The sequence below is a fragment of the Ruminococcus sp. RTP21484sp1_RTP21281st1_A8_RTP21281_210402 genome, from assembly GCF_040914025.1.
In the GTDB taxonomy this organism is placed as follows: Bacteria; Bacillota; Clostridia; order Lachnospirales; family Lachnospiraceae; genus Blautia_A; species Blautia_A faecis.
In genome coordinates this window covers 84,609-99,296 of record NZ_JBCPGE010000004.1, presented here as the reverse complement: position 1 = coordinate 99,296, position 14,688 = coordinate 84,609, and the positions used below count along the sequence as shown (strand labels likewise).

Below are 14,688 nucleotides of genomic sequence, written 5' to 3'. Positions count from 1 at the left end.
TTGTTCTTTATAAATTCTCTTCCGGAATTCCTTTTCTCACCAGTTCCACAATTCTGGAATAATCTTCTTTCAGGTACAAATATCCCATCAGTGCCTCAAAGCCTGTAGCCCTGCGGTAATCTGCCATTGTAGCATGCTTGGCCATTGTAGGGGAATGTGCATTTCTGCCTCTTTTATAGACAGCCAGTTCTTCTTCTGTAAGATCAGGTTCCAGAAGCTCCATCATCTTTGACTGCGCTCCTGCCTTTACCAGGCTGCTGGCCTTTTTATGAAGCTGATTCACCGGACAGTTGCCTTTTTTAACAAGGATTGTCCGGATCACCAGTTCATAAACACCATCTCCAATATAAGCCAGTGTCAGCGGGGAATAGGTTCGCAGATCCCTGTCTTTCAGTTCAAACAGTTCTTTTAATTCACTTAAGCCCGTTTCCATTTTACTCCTTCACGTGTATCTTTAAGAATGATTCCCTTTGCAAGGAGTTCATCACGAATCTCATCTGCTCTTGCAAAATTCTTTGCCTTTCTTGCCTCCTGGCGCTCTGCAATCAGATCTTCGATTTCTTTATCCAGAATTTCTTCTTTCTTCACAGCAACAAGTCCAAGCACATCACAAAGCTTCACAAGAATTTCAAGAATTCCTTCTGCAAAAGCGGCGCTGCTTTCTTCTGTTACATTTGTATTGGCAAATTTGACCAGTTCAAATACAGCTGCAAGCGCATCAGCTGTGTTGAAATCGTCTTCCATTGCTTCTTCAAATTTCTTTACATATCCTTCTGCCTCTGCAAGAAGTTTCTTCTCAGCCTCAGTAAGTTCAACAGCAGATGCCTTCTCCTTACGGTCTTTCAGGCGTCCTGCTGCCTCTGTAATTCTCTCAAGGGCATTCTTGGAAGACTCCATAAGGTCAGCACTAAAGTTCAGCGGACTTCTGTAGTGTGCATTCAGCATGAAGAAACGAAGCACCTGCAGATCATACTGCTCGCTGATCTCACGCACAGTACGGAAGTTTCCAAGGGACTTGGACATTTTACGGTTATCAATATTCAGGAACGCATTGTGCATCCAGTATCTTGCAAAAATTTTATCATTGCAGCACTCGCTCTGTGCAATTTCATTCTCGTGATGCGGGAAAATAAGATCCTCACCACCGGCATGGATATCGATCTCATCTCCAAGATATTTCTTAGACATAACAGAGCACTCAATATGCCAGCCCGGACGGCCATCGCACCACGGAGAAGTCCAGTATGGTTCCCCTTCTTTCTTCGGTTTCCAGAGTACGAAATCCAGCGGATCTTCTTTCTGGTCCTCTCCTGATACCTGAAGTGCACGGAATCCAGATTGCAGGTCATCCAGGTTTTTGTGGGAAAGCTTTCCATATTCTTTAAATTTCTTTACACGGAAATATACAGTTCCGTCTGCCACTGCATAAGCATATCCTTTATCCACAAGAGTCTGAATCATGCTGATCATGCCGTCAATTTCCTGAGTTGCCTGAGGATGTGTAGTAGCAGGTTTCACGTTCATTCCTGCCATATCCTTTTTGCACTCTTCAATATATCTCTGGGAAATTTCTTCTGCGGAAACTCCCTCTTCGATTGCTTTCTTGATAATTTTGTCATCTACGTCTGTAAAGTTGGATACATAGTTTACTTCGTATCCTTTATATTCCAGATAACGGCGGACTGTATCAAAAATGATCATTGGACGTGCATTACCAATATGAATCAGGTTGTATACAGTAGGTCCGCAGACATACATTTTTACCTTTCCCTCTTCAAGGGGTACAAATTCCTCTTTCTGACGGGTCAGCGTATTAAAAATCTTCATTTTATTTCTCCCTCCGGTCAATTTCTCTAAATGTTATTTCGCAGCTGCGCACAACAACATTATTTCTTGTATAAAAGGCAGACTGCCTGGGAAGCAATTCCCTCTTCTCTTCCGGTAAAACCCAGCTTCTCCTCTGTGGTAGCCTTGATATTCAGACAGTCAGGCTCCATATGCAACGCTTTCGCAATGTTCTCCTTCATCTGTGGAATATGAGGTGCCATCTTCGGCTTCTGGGCAATGATCACAGCGTCAATATTTCCTACACCATATCCTTTTTTTTCCAGAAGAGAGGCTACATGTTCCAACAACTTTACGCTGGAAATCCCCTCGTATGCCGGATCTGTATCTGGAAAATGCTGTCCAATATCACCAAGAGCTGCTGCTCCCAAAAGAGCATCCATAATCGCATGAATCAGTACATCTGCATCTGAATGTCCCAGCAGGCCTTTCTCCCACGGTATCTTCACACCGCCAAGGATCAGATTCCGGTTCTCTGTCAGTCTGTGTACATCATATCCCATTCCCACTTTCATAAGATTATCCACATTTCGTCCCTGCCTTTCTTCTTGAAAGGGATTTTCCTGCATAGCAAAAAATCCCCATGCTATCGTTCGCTATTATACATGATTTCCAATTAAAAAGCAATCCGTCAACAGTTTAATATGCCAGGGATTTCTGTCTGACATTCCAGACTGCGTTGCAACAGAATTCTGCACAATTTTTATTTATGACAAAGGCCTCCCGGGTGAACCCCAGAAGGCCTGACAATATGTATTCTAAATATTTGCATATCTTTAAATACAAAAACTATATAAATTTTTGATTATCTTTTCATAAGTTGGTAAATGTCGGTTTAGCCTGTATTTATGGGCTTTTCCGACGTTTTTTGTTTCGGAAGATACCTTGCATATCTCGGCATTTCTAGGTATGAAATTGCAATCAAAAGTAGTAAAAGTGTAGTAAAACATTCCTTTTACTACTTATGCAATCAGCCTTTCCATTTCCGATTTTGCGGAATCGAATGTAGCATGGGCGTAATAGTTCAATGTCATGCTGATGTTTGAATGACCCATGATGTACTGTAATGCTTTCGGGTTCATTCCTGCGTTGGCAAAGCGTGTACAAAACGTATGTCTTAGAGTATGGGGAGTGATGTTTGGTAATTCTTCCTCATGGTACTTGTTATATTTCTTCACAAGACCTTTTAACATACCCGTATAATTACACGCCACCTTTGGATAGCCATTCTGATTGAGGAACAGGAAGTTCCTGTAACCGTCAATGATAATCGGCTCAGCCTTTCCACGGTTTTTAATTACCCGTTTCAATGCCTGATAGACGTTCTCGCTCATTGGAATCTGTCTGACACCGTTTTTTGTTTTTGGAGTTTCAATGTAATAGCCGACCTGTGAATCTTTCAATAACTGATGGTCTACATTGATTATCCTGTTTTCAAAATCCAGATTGTCAGTTAATCCGCAAAACTCAGAAATGCGAAGTCCAGTTCCCAACAGTATGATAATTTCATCAACATACTTCTGGTAGACCTTATCACTTCTTGCAAAGTCCAGCAGCTTTTCTTCCTGCTCCTGTGTCAATGCCGCCTTTGGTTCTGTATCATCTTCCAGAACGGTATTCAAGGCGAAGTTAAACGGATTCTTTCTGATACAATCGTCCTCGATTGCTGTGTAAAACGCTGCTTTCAGAGAACGCTTGTAATTGCTGATAGTCTTATAGGCAAAGCCTTTCTCATTCATTCTGATTACCCATTCTTTAGCGTCCGACAGCTTCACGCTGTCAATGCTCCTAGCTCCGAGTGAATCATTTTTCAGAATGTTCATAAGGTGCTGGCGACCTTTTTCCGTGTTACGCTTGACATTCTTTCTATGACCTATCTGCTTTTCATAAAGCTGGCAGACCGTCATTTTCTTACCGATTGTGTCGATACCGTCGTCAAGGTCTTTCTGTATCTCTTTGACCTTTTCCCTCAATGAAATATCGTCACGTTTTCCTGCTGGTGTCTTATCCGTGGCAGTTAATTTCCAAGCATACACGAATTGCGGTTTACCGTTTGCGTCCATGTATTTATATGCGTATCTTCCGTCTTTTCTCTGGCTCTCTCCAGTTCTTAAAATGCGACCTTTATTATCCCGTCTTTTCTCTGACATGATGTAAAGCTCCTTTCCATACTGGAATGAGCCTTGATACGATATATATATATTATACCATATTTTCGGCTGTTTTTCATCATATTACGTCCAGAGAATCAATGATTTTTTCAAATTGTTTACGCTTTATCTGGACACGGTTTCCATTCATAATCACCCAGCTTGCGGTCTGGTTTTCCTCCGCAATCTTACGCAGTTTCTTTTCCCCGATACGGAAATATTTTGACGCTTCTTCAATGGTAAGCGTGTATTTTTCCCAGATAGGCACATCAGTATTATTATTCATAATGCAGCACCTCCTTTACTGTGTGTCATAAGAAGCAGGTAGATGGCTCTGGCAAGCTCCACAAGACTTTCACCTTTCCCATTCTGATGGGTGAACCGTGTCATACGGGTGTATCATTATCCAGATATACAGGTCATGGCTGCAACCTTTCCAACAGTTGCCTGCGGAACATTACAGGAATCGCTCACTTTATATCAAAAGGTCATGGCGTGCAATTTCCACTGGCTCGCTGCATATCTAACGTATCTATCTGCTTTATTCAGTTGTCAAAGAACCCTTGACTGTATTTGCCAGTCTGTGAAAACCCACTATCTGAAATAATGGACTTTCATAGATTGACAAGCGGAGCAGGGGAAAGGGGTAAAAGCTCCGCCCGTCAGAATGGTTAAATTACAATAATCTCAAAGTTTGCAATCATATCCATGACCGCCGCCTGTATTCTGCCTTTCAATTCAGAATCCACCACCATATAGACATTTCCATATTCGTCATATAACTGGCGTAAGCTCAACTTTGATATGTAACTGTCATAGAATTTCAAGATTTCCTGTATGGCAGCTTCATCACCATTGGTAGCCGCCACAATCACAGCAAAAGGTATGTGTTTCTGGTTGTTGTCCACGGTTATTCCTCCTCCATCATTTTTCGTAATTCTTCCAGAGTGCTTGTCCTGTGGCGGTAAACAGTGGTGCGTACCACGTTCATAAGCTCTCCGATTTCTGCGTCAGACATATCCATAAAGTATGACAACAAAATGATATTGCGTTTTCTCTCTGGTAAACATTTGAGTGCTTTGCTTAACTGGTCGTCAGATACCTGTACTTCCATGCCAAGAACATTGAACGCTGTATAATCGCTGGAATACCTGTCATAAACGCCAGCCTTATTCAATTCCAAATCCGAAATCTCGGAGAATGGAACTTCATGCTGCAAGCGTCTTGAAATACCACGTTTATACTTCAACGCTGCTCTTTTAATGACTTTCTTCGTAAGGCAATCAAACTGTGCTTGAATCGCCTGCTCGAAAGAAGATGACTTCATAGTTTTTCACCTCCTTTCTGCGTGAGAGTAGATGAGGGTTGTTTTCCCTCTATCCCCCTTTCCGCACAGTAGCTACCCACGCAGCAGCTATTTGTTGCGTTTTCAGAAAAGAATTTGAAAAAACTTTTTAAACAGCAAAAAAGCACAAGAGCATGAAAGAAATGCTGTTCTTGTGCTTTAATAATTGTTCCTGCTATGTAATGTAAAAAACCACATTCAAGGGTATATTGTGCCACTTTGAAAGCTAAGATTTTTTTGACAATAACGGATATATCAAAAATTGTCGGTTACACAGGTCTATCAATGCGGCTACCTCCCAGAGCCGCTAAACCAAAACCAATATACTGTTTTTCGCTGATGGAAAAAGAAAACGGCGGCTTTCCAAACCGCCATCTAAACAAAGATAATTTTTTGACATGCAAAAACGGTACTGTCGATAACGGTTTTTTTTATTTACCGCTATGCAGCACTATTGTTAATTACTTTACGCATAATAGGAACTGACAAACCATATGATACGTTTTTCTATACCTGTTAGAAAATCAACAGGAACAGTAAAATGTAGTGAGGTGATTACATATGCGTAAAAAAGAAGATAAGTACGATTTTAGAGCTTTTGGTCTTGCAATCAAAGAAGCTCGTATGAAACAAGGTCTTACCCGTGAACAGGTGGGAGCTATGATTGAGATTGACCCACGTTATCTGACAAATATTGAAAACAAAGGGCAGCACCCAAGTTTACAGGTATTCTATGACCTTGTTCATTTATTGAATGTATCAGCAGACGCTTTTTTCCTGCCTGCTTCTGATCTGGTGAAAAGTACCAGAAGAATGCAGTTGGAAAGACAGCTTGATAACTTGTCTGATAAGGATTTAGTTATCATGGAAAGTGTTGCTGATGGTATCCTAAAATCTAAGAAAGTGGAGGATTGATTTTCCTCCACTTTCTTAGCAAACATTACTTTATTGATATTGTTCCACTGTCGCTCATAACTGATAAAGAACATTTTCCCTTACCAATACTTCCCTGTTTACAACCTGCGGTGTCAGTAGTAGATTTAGCATTTTGAAGTTGCATTGTAACATCATCTGAACCACTGGATACATTATAAGATAAATTGTCTGGCTGTGTTTCATGCGATATAGTTATATCGCCAGAACCTGTTTCTATGGATAGAGAAGTATAATCGCTTATACCACTTATATTTACTTCGCCAGCGTCAGTTAAAATTGCAGCTTTTTTGGTAACAGTCTTTTTAACGTTAACATATGCTGATTTTGTCTGAATATCACAATCAGAGCATGAACTGCCTGTAATCTTAATATCACCTGAATCTAAACCTATTTTAGCGTTTTCTATAACCAAATCTGACATAGATACATAACCAGAATCATTTTCCATAGTAAAATCAGAAAGATTGACAGCTTCAATTTCCATATCACCAGAACCATTGTTAATATCCAATGGCAGCACAGTGTTTTTCGGAATATAAAGAGTAATTTTGCCAGCTTTTCCAAAGGAAAATTGTGTTGCAATATTTTTAGAGGAAGTCGTATCCTGTTGTATAACTAATTGACTTTCATTTTGTAATATCTGTATATTACTAACCCCATCTTCAATTTTTCCATCATAACTAACGTGAATTTTATCATCGCTAGAAGCCAATATTTTTAAATTCCATGAAGAATTATTTATAACTATTTCAGAAATATCATTAGTAGAAAATTCTTTTTCGGAATCAACTTTCTGTCCGTTTCCACAACCAGTCATGCAGAAACTTAGTCCTAAGACCCCTATTAAGAATAATTTTTTTATACTCATACGCACCCCCTATAGTAAATCTTTACTTTCTGCATTATATACTGACAAAACAGCAAAGCCTAAAGATATAATAGTTAAGACAATAGGGAATATTGCGTTATTTGCTAATGTGAAGTCACCAACATTCGCTTGAGTGAGGAAAATAAGTAAAAATGATGTAATAATAGTTGCCTTTGAGGACTTCATTGCCATTCCCACAAACAAAGCGATAAAACTCATACTCACAATTACTACTGATTTAAGTATCAGTTGAATATAGAATGATAAACTGCCAATATCAAAATCAATAGCAAAAGACGATTGCATGAATTTAGCTCCGATAAATACACACATATAGATAGCTAATTTTGTTAATATCAAAGCAACAAAATTAAATGACCATACAGCCAGCATTTGAGAAGCTAATATTTTTTGTCGTTTAATGGGATAAGAAAACATTAAATTCATAGTCTTATTTTTGTAGGCACTTACAATAAATGACGCTAACATCACACTGGTAAAAATAAGAAATGTCATGCTTGTAAACAATTCTATAGGTGAGGAAATTGTATTTGTTCCCGGAGCAGCGTCCAGTGTTCCGTCTGGGTCATTCGCAATACCTAAAAATGCCAGTGCAAAAACAAATAAGCAAAGCAGAGCAGCCATAATAATCGCATTGCGGATATATTTTCCAATGTTGTTTTTCTTCCATTCAAGTTTGATTAACTTTAACATTATTTTCCCACCTCCGCTGTCATTTTTAAGAAATAATCTTCCAATGTTTCTGTGTGCTTATTGATAGAGATTATCTCTACATCATTCAACATCAGCTCTTTTGAAATTTCTTGTGTAGTAACATTTACCTCATATATGCGGATTTTTAAATCATCAATAATCTTGAAGTTATTCAATTCCATCTTTTCAGCCAGTACGTAAGCAGCTTTTTTGGTGTCTGTGGCAGCAAGTTCGATATAGGCTGTGTTCATTTCAGAAATTTCTTTCATGGAAATTTCTTTCATCATTTTCCCATGATTGATAACACCGATTGTATCTGCAATACTCTCAATCTCAGAAAGAAGATGGCTGGATATAATCAATGTAATACCATACTCTGAGCATAGCATTTTGAATAAATCTCTGAGTTGTTTCATTCCAGCAGGGTCTAATCCATTTGTTGGTTCATCAAGAACAACTAACTCTGGTTTACACAAAATTGCACGGGCAATACCTAACCTTTGTTTCATTCCCAAAGAATAGCTTTTTACTGGTTTATTTGCTGCTTCTCTAAGATTAAGCATTTCCAAAACTTCATCAATACTACCTTTGTTATAATATCCCATGTATTCACAATGAAGCTGCAAATTATCTTTTCCGCTCATATGTTCATAAAATGTAGGAAATTCTATAATACTTCCCATACGCTTTAATACTTCATAAGAAGTTGTTTCCAACGTTTTTCCGAAAAGCTCAACAGTTCCTTTGGTTGGTTTCCAAAGGTTTGTAATCATTTTCATCACCGTAGTTTTTCCAGCTCCATTAGGACCTAAGAATCCGTAGATTTCTCCTTTTTTTACATGGATATTCACATCAGTAACTAATTCTTTGCCATCTATGATTTTTGTTAGATGGTTAGTTTGCAAAATGTAAGACATATTTCATTGCCTCCTTTCTGAATATCATTGTAATAGTATAGATTTTCAAAACTCTTGACTAATTCTTACGAATTTCTTTCGTGGCATATTTAGTAGCTTATTTTTTTCAATTTTACAGTAAAAGTAGTTTTGATATTTGGTATACTATCTAAGAAAATATCTCCGTCTAACTGTACTGCAAGATTCTTAGCGATAGTCAAACCAAGACCGTTTCCTTGTATTTCACGATTTCTGGAATCTTCCATTGTATATAGACGGTCAAATACGTTAGAAGCAAATTCCTTTTTTATTCCTTTTCCTTTATCGGTTACATCAATATAAACATTTGCCTTATCTTCACGTAAAAATATCCCCAAATATTTACCGTCATTTCCATAACGTATTACATTAGATATTAAATTGAAAAGGATTCTTTGAAGTGCGTCTTTGTCACCTTGTACGAAAATTGTTGTTTCGGGAATTGATATATCAACGGTAAAATCTTTTTGCAATAAAATATCATAGAAACTTAATACGTTTTCTCTGCATAGTTCGTTAATGTTAATTTTGCAGAGATTTATATTTGTGTCGCCAGCTTCTAATTTTGCAAGAGTAAAAAACTGATTGATTAAGTCCATTACCTGTTTTGCCTTTGATTCTACTTTCTTTAACATTTCATTATCTGCATTGCCAAGACGCAATATTTCTAAATATCCTAATATGACAGTTAAAGGCGTTTTTATATCATGGGAGATATTTGCCAACATTTTCTTTGAAGAAATTTCTTCTCTTTTAAAGTCAGCTTTTATCTTTTGACGGTCAATCAAAAGACGGTTAATTTGTCCACCCAATTCCATTAAAACCTTATTGTCTGTGAATACCATAACTTTTTCGTCGCTACCAGTTTCTAAAATTTCTTCTAACTTCTCACTTATTTGTTTTAATTTCGTTTGTATTCCTCTGGTGAATACGAAGCGTTGATACATAATAATGAGAAGCAACATAATAATCGTAAGCACCAAAAAGAAAATAATTGTTTTATCACTCATTCTTTAAAATCTCCTAACTTATATCCGATTCCCCAGACAGTAATAATATATTGTGGGTCACGGGGGTTATCTTCGATTTTAGTTCTTAGTCTGCTGATATGAACATTTACAGCATTTTCATCACCTAAATATGCGTCATTCCATACAAGGGAATAAATCTGTTCCTTTGTGTATACTTTTTTCGGATTCTGTAATAATAACTTTAAAATTTCAAATTCTTTTGCAGTAAGTTCAATTTCTTTTCCATTTTTCTTTACAGAGTAATCATTAAGATTCATGCTAAGAACGCCTTGTGTAATAACTGGCTGTTCCATAGAAGTACCCATAGCGTATTGTGTACTTCTTCTGATATTTGCCTTAATTCGTGCCAATACTTCTGTGACAGAAAAAGGCTTTGTAATATAATCATCTGCTCCCAATCCCAAGCCAAGCGTTTTATCAGAATCAGTATCTTTTGCAGAAATAATAATGATAGGTACTGTGTTATGTTCTCTGATTTTACTCATAACCTCTATACCATTCATTTTTGGTATCATTAAATCAAGTAATACCAAACTAAAATTATCTGAAAAGAATTTTTCACAAGCACTTTCCCCATCTAACGCTGTGATAACTTCAAAATTTTCTGTTATCAAAAAATTTTTTAGCATTGTACTAATTTCTATATCATCTTCAACTAATAATATTTTCATTTTGCTTTACCTCCATTTTCACAATTACTTTTAATTATATTGCGTTCATTTGGAATAGGCAAATAATATTGTTATTTCAACTACAAAAAGGCTTGCAGATCATACAAGTATGAAGTACAAGCCTTTCATCATATTATCCTACAATCTTCCAGTTACTATCTTTTTGCAGCGTCAAATCAAACTGTGAAATCTGTGTTGCCTTTGTTCTCTGGTCGAGGTATTTCACAGATACCGATACCTTGACCTGTTCCCCGTCCTTGATGAAGATAGGATTTACCAGCTCCGAAAACAGATAATCACAGTTTACAGGTTCAAGCACATTCCCAGATACATAGTAGGCAAGCTCTTTTTCCGTAGCGGTAGGGTACAGCTTGAAGAATGTTTCCAAAAACTCTGTCACTTCCTCTGTAGTGGCAGCGTCCACCGTACCGTCAGATTCCTTTGCCTTTGGTTCATAGCTGGATTTTTTCGGAGTGCTGCTGATGGTCGGATTCTGTGTGATAACCATGTTTCCGTCACTATCTACATGAACCACCACCATATAAGCGGAAGTATAACCGATTGATGTTTCACCCTCTGTTACCGTCTGCTCTACGGAGTAGACAACGATAAAGTCGTCCGTTCCAGCCTGTTCAATATCCCAAATATTTACGTCCGTAACCGCCACGCTTGTAGGTATATCTGCACGGACAGTATCAACATTCAAATCCTGCAAACTCTTTGTCAGATAGTTATTGATTGCTGCGGTTCTTTTATCAATGGATTCCTGCGTGTTGCTCCAAGAATAGTAGGACTTCGCAAAGGCTCTGACAAAGTTCTCTATCTTGTTGGTATCAACGATACGTTGTTCAATGACTTCTTTCTCATGTACCGTGTGCATATCAATAGCGGTGAAATTCTTATATACCCCAAAGCTAACACTTGCAATCAGCACCAGCCATAAGGCAATCACGGTTTTCTTATGTGTGCCTATTTTCATCACAGGCACGTGTTTTTCTTTTTTTGGTTTCGATTCCTTGTCCTTTTTCTTAAATATCATAGTACCATTCCTTTCTTAGTTTGTTTTTACCCGTCCAGCACCAATCAGGTGTTGCTGCCAGTACGAGCCTGTTAAATCTGCATATCCGATAGGGTCGCCAGCGTGATACATTCTGTTGTTTCCTGCATAGATACCGACGTGTGTTACATATGTTCCAGCGTTATAGGTCGAGTGGAAGAATACCAAATCACCAGCTTTCGCCTGTGATAATGGTATGTGCTGTGTAGCGTCATACTGTGCCTGTGCGGTACGGGGTAAGCTGATACCAGCCTTTCCATAGCACCACTGAACCAGACCAGAACAATCAAAGCTGGTGTTTGGATTGCTGCCGCCAAAGACATATTTCCAGCCTTGATACTTCAACGCTTCATTGAAGATTGCCTGTGCAGTAGCGTCACTGAAACTGGGAACAGCTAAATATTGGTTCACCAGACGGACATAAAACATATTCCCGTACTTATAACGCCAGCCGCCATTTTCCTTAATGGCAATCTCATTTTTATAGGTGACTTTGACACCGCCCGATTTATCCCTTGCAAAGCTCACCGCTAAATCAAAAGTATATTTCTTGCCATGACTGGCAACGTAATCAATGAAGCCGCCGCCATAGTTATAGGCTTGTACCACCGTGTTAATATCACAGCCTTTTGCTTCAGCGGATTTCAGAAGTTCCGAGAAGTATTTACACCCCTGTTTGATGGATTCCTCCGTGGAAAGGGAATTAGGTGGCAAGCCGAGTGATTCTGACGATTGCATAACGTCCGCTACCGTGCCGCCAGATTCCACCTGCATAATCGCAAGCAGATAATTCACGTAGTCTGGGATTCCGTATTCTTTCGCATATTTTTCCACCGTCGGCTGATGTTTCAGCACTTCCTCTGATAAGTTCAATCCAGAAAAATCAAAATGGGAAGTGCTGCTTTCTTCATCATCAGCGGTCACGATAAACAGGAACAGAAGCAAACTGATAATCACCGTGAAAATCCCACCGAATACCGCTAAATGCCTTAACCTCATTTCTTACTTCCTTTCCTGTGGGCGGTCTTGTTCACGGTGGATTTTGTGACATTCTTTTTCTGTGTGGTCTTTGTCTGCTTCTGGCGTTGCACGGTCTGACGGGTAGAATTGACAACAGGAGCAGATTGTTTGTTTGCCGATGGTGATGAAGATTCTCTGATAACCTGTGTCCTTACATTATCCTGTTGCTTCATAACAGGCTCTTTCTTTACAGAAGATTGCTCCCTTGTAACAGTGGCAGGACGTTCCTTGACCGTTTGCTCCTGCTTAGAAGCTGCCGCCTGTGGAGCTGCTTTTGCAGATACAGGCGTTGTCACTGGTCGCTCATGCACAGGGGCAGTTCCTTTTGTCACTGATCCTGTGCTTTGCTTCGCTTTTTCCAGTTCCATACGTTTTTCCGCAACCGTCTGTCGGTGCTTATCCTGCTTTTCTGCACGACCCTGTTTTCTGGTCGCTTTTTCTTCCACAATGCCACGCTTGAAGTCGGATACATTTTCCTGTATCTGGCTTACGCCGCTATGTACCGCATACTGTGCCTGTGTCGGTATATCCTTTACCTGCTGCTTGACAGATTGTGCCTTATCCTTGATACGGTCTTTACTGTCAAGGACAGCTCCGACCTTTGCCCCAGCACGTTTTCCCAAGCTGGAAGTATCAGAGCTTTGGGTATCATGGTTCGGTCTGCTATGGTTTCCTGTATCAGCCTTGCGGCTGTTAGAAGCTATTGCAGCACCAGCGACACCCCCAGCAGCACCAGCCGCAACCGTTCTTCCGATTTTTCTCTCCAACCGTCTTGCCCTGCGGTTAAGGAACATATAAGGTCGTCGCATGATTCGTCTGCCAACCTGCTGTGTATCGTTTGCCTGTAAGCTGAACATGGACATTAAATCCCCCAGCTTCATGTAAATACCAGCAAAAGTGACTATCTGTAAAAATGCCACCATGAAGAACGGATAACCAGAAGAAATTGAGTAAAACATGGTAGAGATACTAAAGGCTGTGGTGATAATCAGCGTAATACCAGCTCGGAGCATGATAGTGTTAAACAGCTTTGTAAGTGCCTTTTTCGCCATGCCCTCATAGGTCGGTATCATGGATAAAATAAAGCTAACAGGCAGGAACATAGCGTAAATAATAAATAGCACTTGTGAGAAAATCATCATGCCTGTAAGCAGGAATACAAAGATAGAGATTCCGATATTGAAGATAAACAGAAATACCACCGTTCCCAATCGGCTCATGGTCTTTGTGACACTTAAATTTGCATTATCCCTGTCCTCGATTTCATCAACAACAACGTCCTCTCTGTCGTCTGTGTCTGGACTTGCCGATAACAGGCTTTCCACACGGTCAGCACCAAGCGTTTCTATATCTGATTCCCCATACTGTAACAGCAGCCACGGTTGTTTCACCTGTATGGAAAACAGGCTGTCCCTTATCAAATCCACGCTGTCTTTTCCCTTGCTGTTGGAATCGGGCAGCACAATCTTTGTTCCGAGCGATAAAGCCGAGCTGCTTATATCAGCGGAAAAGTCATTGATTTTACTGATATAGTTTGGAGCGTAGGCAATAAAGGACGCTGACAGGATAAACACCACAAGGAAATTGATTACCGCATGAACCGCCTTTGTGGTTTCCCTCTTGATAAGTCCTGTGTAGGCAACATAGATACCCATTACCAGAATGAGGATAAGCAGGAATCCCACATAGAACCCCTCACTGGAAAAGCCGCTGGAAGTGACACCTGCAAGCGTCTGAATGTTCTTACCGATAGAACTTGCAGTATCAGAGATAAAGTCCAGCTTATAGGCTTCCTGTACCACATATCCTGTTGCATTGGAAATATATAAACTCACCGTCCAGACAAAGTTCGTGATGGCATATAGTCCGTACTGAATACTTTTTCCGATACCGTCAAGCCAGTTCCACGGTAGCCAGTCCCAGCTTGAGTCCACATAGAAATCAAGCTGGTAGTTTTCCAATGGATATTTTGAATAGGCGTTAGCGTCGCTCACCGTATTGTCTACCAGACCAGCCGCATGAGCCACCGTACCTGTGATTGACAGGAATACCAGCACACCGAGAATTACCGCAAGCGTGATAAGAAGATAATGAGCTATCTTTTTCTTACGCATAG

General features: G+C 39.6%; 16 protein-coding genes. 1 reads left to right on the top strand and 15 read right to left on the bottom strand.

All coding sequences use genetic code 11. The annotated features are described in order from the left end of the window. Nucleotides 1-7 precede the first annotated feature (7 nt). The 7 genes from AB5170_RS02995 to AB5170_RS02965 all read right to left on the bottom strand — a co-directional run bounded on the left by AB5170_RS02995 (nucleotide 8) and on the right by AB5170_RS02965 (nucleotide 5,322). Nucleotides 8-433, bottom strand: coding sequence for a Mini-ribonuclease 3 (locus tag AB5170_RS02995; protein ID WP_118579103.1), 426 nt, complete (start codon nucleotides 431-433; stop codon nucleotides 8-10). After that, nucleotides 418-1,827, bottom strand: coding sequence for a cysteine--tRNA ligase (cysS, locus tag AB5170_RS02990; protein ID WP_195699902.1), 1,410 nt, complete (start codon nucleotides 1,825-1,827; stop codon nucleotides 418-420). The genes AB5170_RS02995 and cysS overlap by 16 nt, the downstream gene beginning before the upstream one ends. A 59-nt stretch (nucleotides 1,828-1,886) precedes the next feature. Continuing rightward, the gene (ispF, locus tag AB5170_RS02985) at nucleotides 1,887-2,360 is read right to left on the bottom strand and encodes a 2-C-methyl-D-erythritol 2,4-cyclodiphosphate synthase (protein ID WP_118579255.1); all 474 of its coding nucleotides are present in this window, start codon (nucleotides 2,358-2,360) and stop codon (nucleotides 1,887-1,889) included. A gap of 447 nt (nucleotides 2,361-2,807) precedes the next feature. Then, complete coding sequence (locus AB5170_RS02980; RefSeq protein WP_347055657.1) at nucleotides 2,808-3,995, bottom strand: site-specific integrase; 1,188 nt, start codon at nucleotides 3,993-3,995, stop codon at nucleotides 2,808-2,810. A gap of 79 nt (nucleotides 3,996-4,074) precedes the next feature. Beyond that, nucleotides 4,075-4,281: an excisionase gene (locus AB5170_RS02975; RefSeq protein WP_347055658.1), complete on the bottom strand. Its 207-nt coding sequence runs from the start codon at nucleotides 4,279-4,281 to the stop codon at nucleotides 4,075-4,077. A 385-nt stretch (nucleotides 4,282-4,666) separates the two neighbouring features. Beyond that, nucleotides 4,667-4,903: a helix-turn-helix domain-containing protein gene (locus AB5170_RS02970; RefSeq protein WP_347055659.1), complete on the bottom strand. Its 237-nt coding sequence runs from the start codon at nucleotides 4,901-4,903 to the stop codon at nucleotides 4,667-4,669. A gap of 2 nt (nucleotides 4,904-4,905) precedes the next feature. Continuing rightward, the gene (locus AB5170_RS02965) at nucleotides 4,906-5,322 is read right to left on the bottom strand and encodes a sigma-70 family RNA polymerase sigma factor (protein ID WP_347055660.1); all 417 of its coding nucleotides are present in this window, start codon (nucleotides 5,320-5,322) and stop codon (nucleotides 4,906-4,908) included. 579 nt (nucleotides 5,323-5,901) lie between these two features. Between AB5170_RS02965 and AB5170_RS02960 the strand changes: the two genes are divergently transcribed. Next, nucleotides 5,902-6,255 (top strand): helix-turn-helix domain-containing protein, encoded by a 354-nt coding sequence (locus AB5170_RS02960; RefSeq protein WP_347055661.1) that lies wholly within the window; start codon nucleotides 5,902-5,904, stop codon nucleotides 6,253-6,255. 25 nt (nucleotides 6,256-6,280) lie between these two features. On the opposite strand, the gene AB5170_RS02955 is transcribed toward AB5170_RS02960, so the two are convergent. The 8 genes from AB5170_RS02955 to AB5170_RS02920 form a co-directional block, all read right to left on the bottom strand. Then, nucleotides 6,281-7,144 (bottom strand): DUF4097 family beta strand repeat-containing protein, encoded by an 864-nt coding sequence (locus AB5170_RS02955; RefSeq protein ID WP_368361408.1) that lies wholly within the window; start codon nucleotides 7,142-7,144, stop codon nucleotides 6,281-6,283. 9 nt (nucleotides 7,145-7,153) lie between these two features. After that, entirely contained in the window at nucleotides 7,154-7,858 is a 705-nt protein-coding gene (locus AB5170_RS02950) for an ABC transporter permease (protein ID WP_347055663.1), read from the bottom strand. Beyond that, entirely contained in the window at nucleotides 7,858-8,775 is a 918-nt protein-coding gene (locus AB5170_RS02945; protein ID WP_347055664.1) for an ATP-binding cassette domain-containing protein, read from the bottom strand. The genes AB5170_RS02950 and AB5170_RS02945 overlap by 1 nt, the downstream gene beginning before the upstream one ends. 89 nt (nucleotides 8,776-8,864) lie before the next feature. Further along, nucleotides 8,865-9,803, bottom strand: a complete 939-nt coding sequence (locus tag AB5170_RS02940) for a sensor histidine kinase (protein WP_347055665.1) — start codon at nucleotides 9,801-9,803, stop codon at nucleotides 8,865-8,867. Continuing rightward, nucleotides 9,800-10,495: a response regulator transcription factor gene (locus AB5170_RS02935; protein WP_347055666.1), complete on the bottom strand. Its 696-nt coding sequence runs from the start codon at nucleotides 10,493-10,495 to the stop codon at nucleotides 9,800-9,802. The genes AB5170_RS02940 and AB5170_RS02935 overlap by 4 nt, the downstream gene beginning before the upstream one ends. Before the next feature lie 133 nt (nucleotides 10,496-10,628). Further along, complete coding sequence (locus tag AB5170_RS02930) at nucleotides 10,629-11,531, bottom strand: conjugal transfer protein (protein ID WP_347055694.1); 903 nt, start codon at nucleotides 11,529-11,531, stop codon at nucleotides 10,629-10,631. Between the two features lie 18 nt (nucleotides 11,532-11,549). Next, nucleotides 11,550-12,551: a bifunctional lytic transglycosylase/C40 family peptidase gene (locus tag AB5170_RS02925; protein ID WP_347055667.1), complete on the bottom strand. Its 1,002-nt coding sequence runs from the start codon at nucleotides 12,549-12,551 to the stop codon at nucleotides 11,550-11,552. Then, nucleotides 12,548-14,686 (bottom strand): CD3337/EF1877 family mobilome membrane protein, encoded by a 2,139-nt coding sequence (locus AB5170_RS02920; RefSeq protein ID WP_368307880.1) that lies wholly within the window; start codon nucleotides 14,684-14,686, stop codon nucleotides 12,548-12,550. The genes AB5170_RS02925 and AB5170_RS02920 overlap by 4 nt, the downstream gene beginning before the upstream one ends. Nucleotides 14,687-14,688 lie beyond the last annotated feature (2 nt).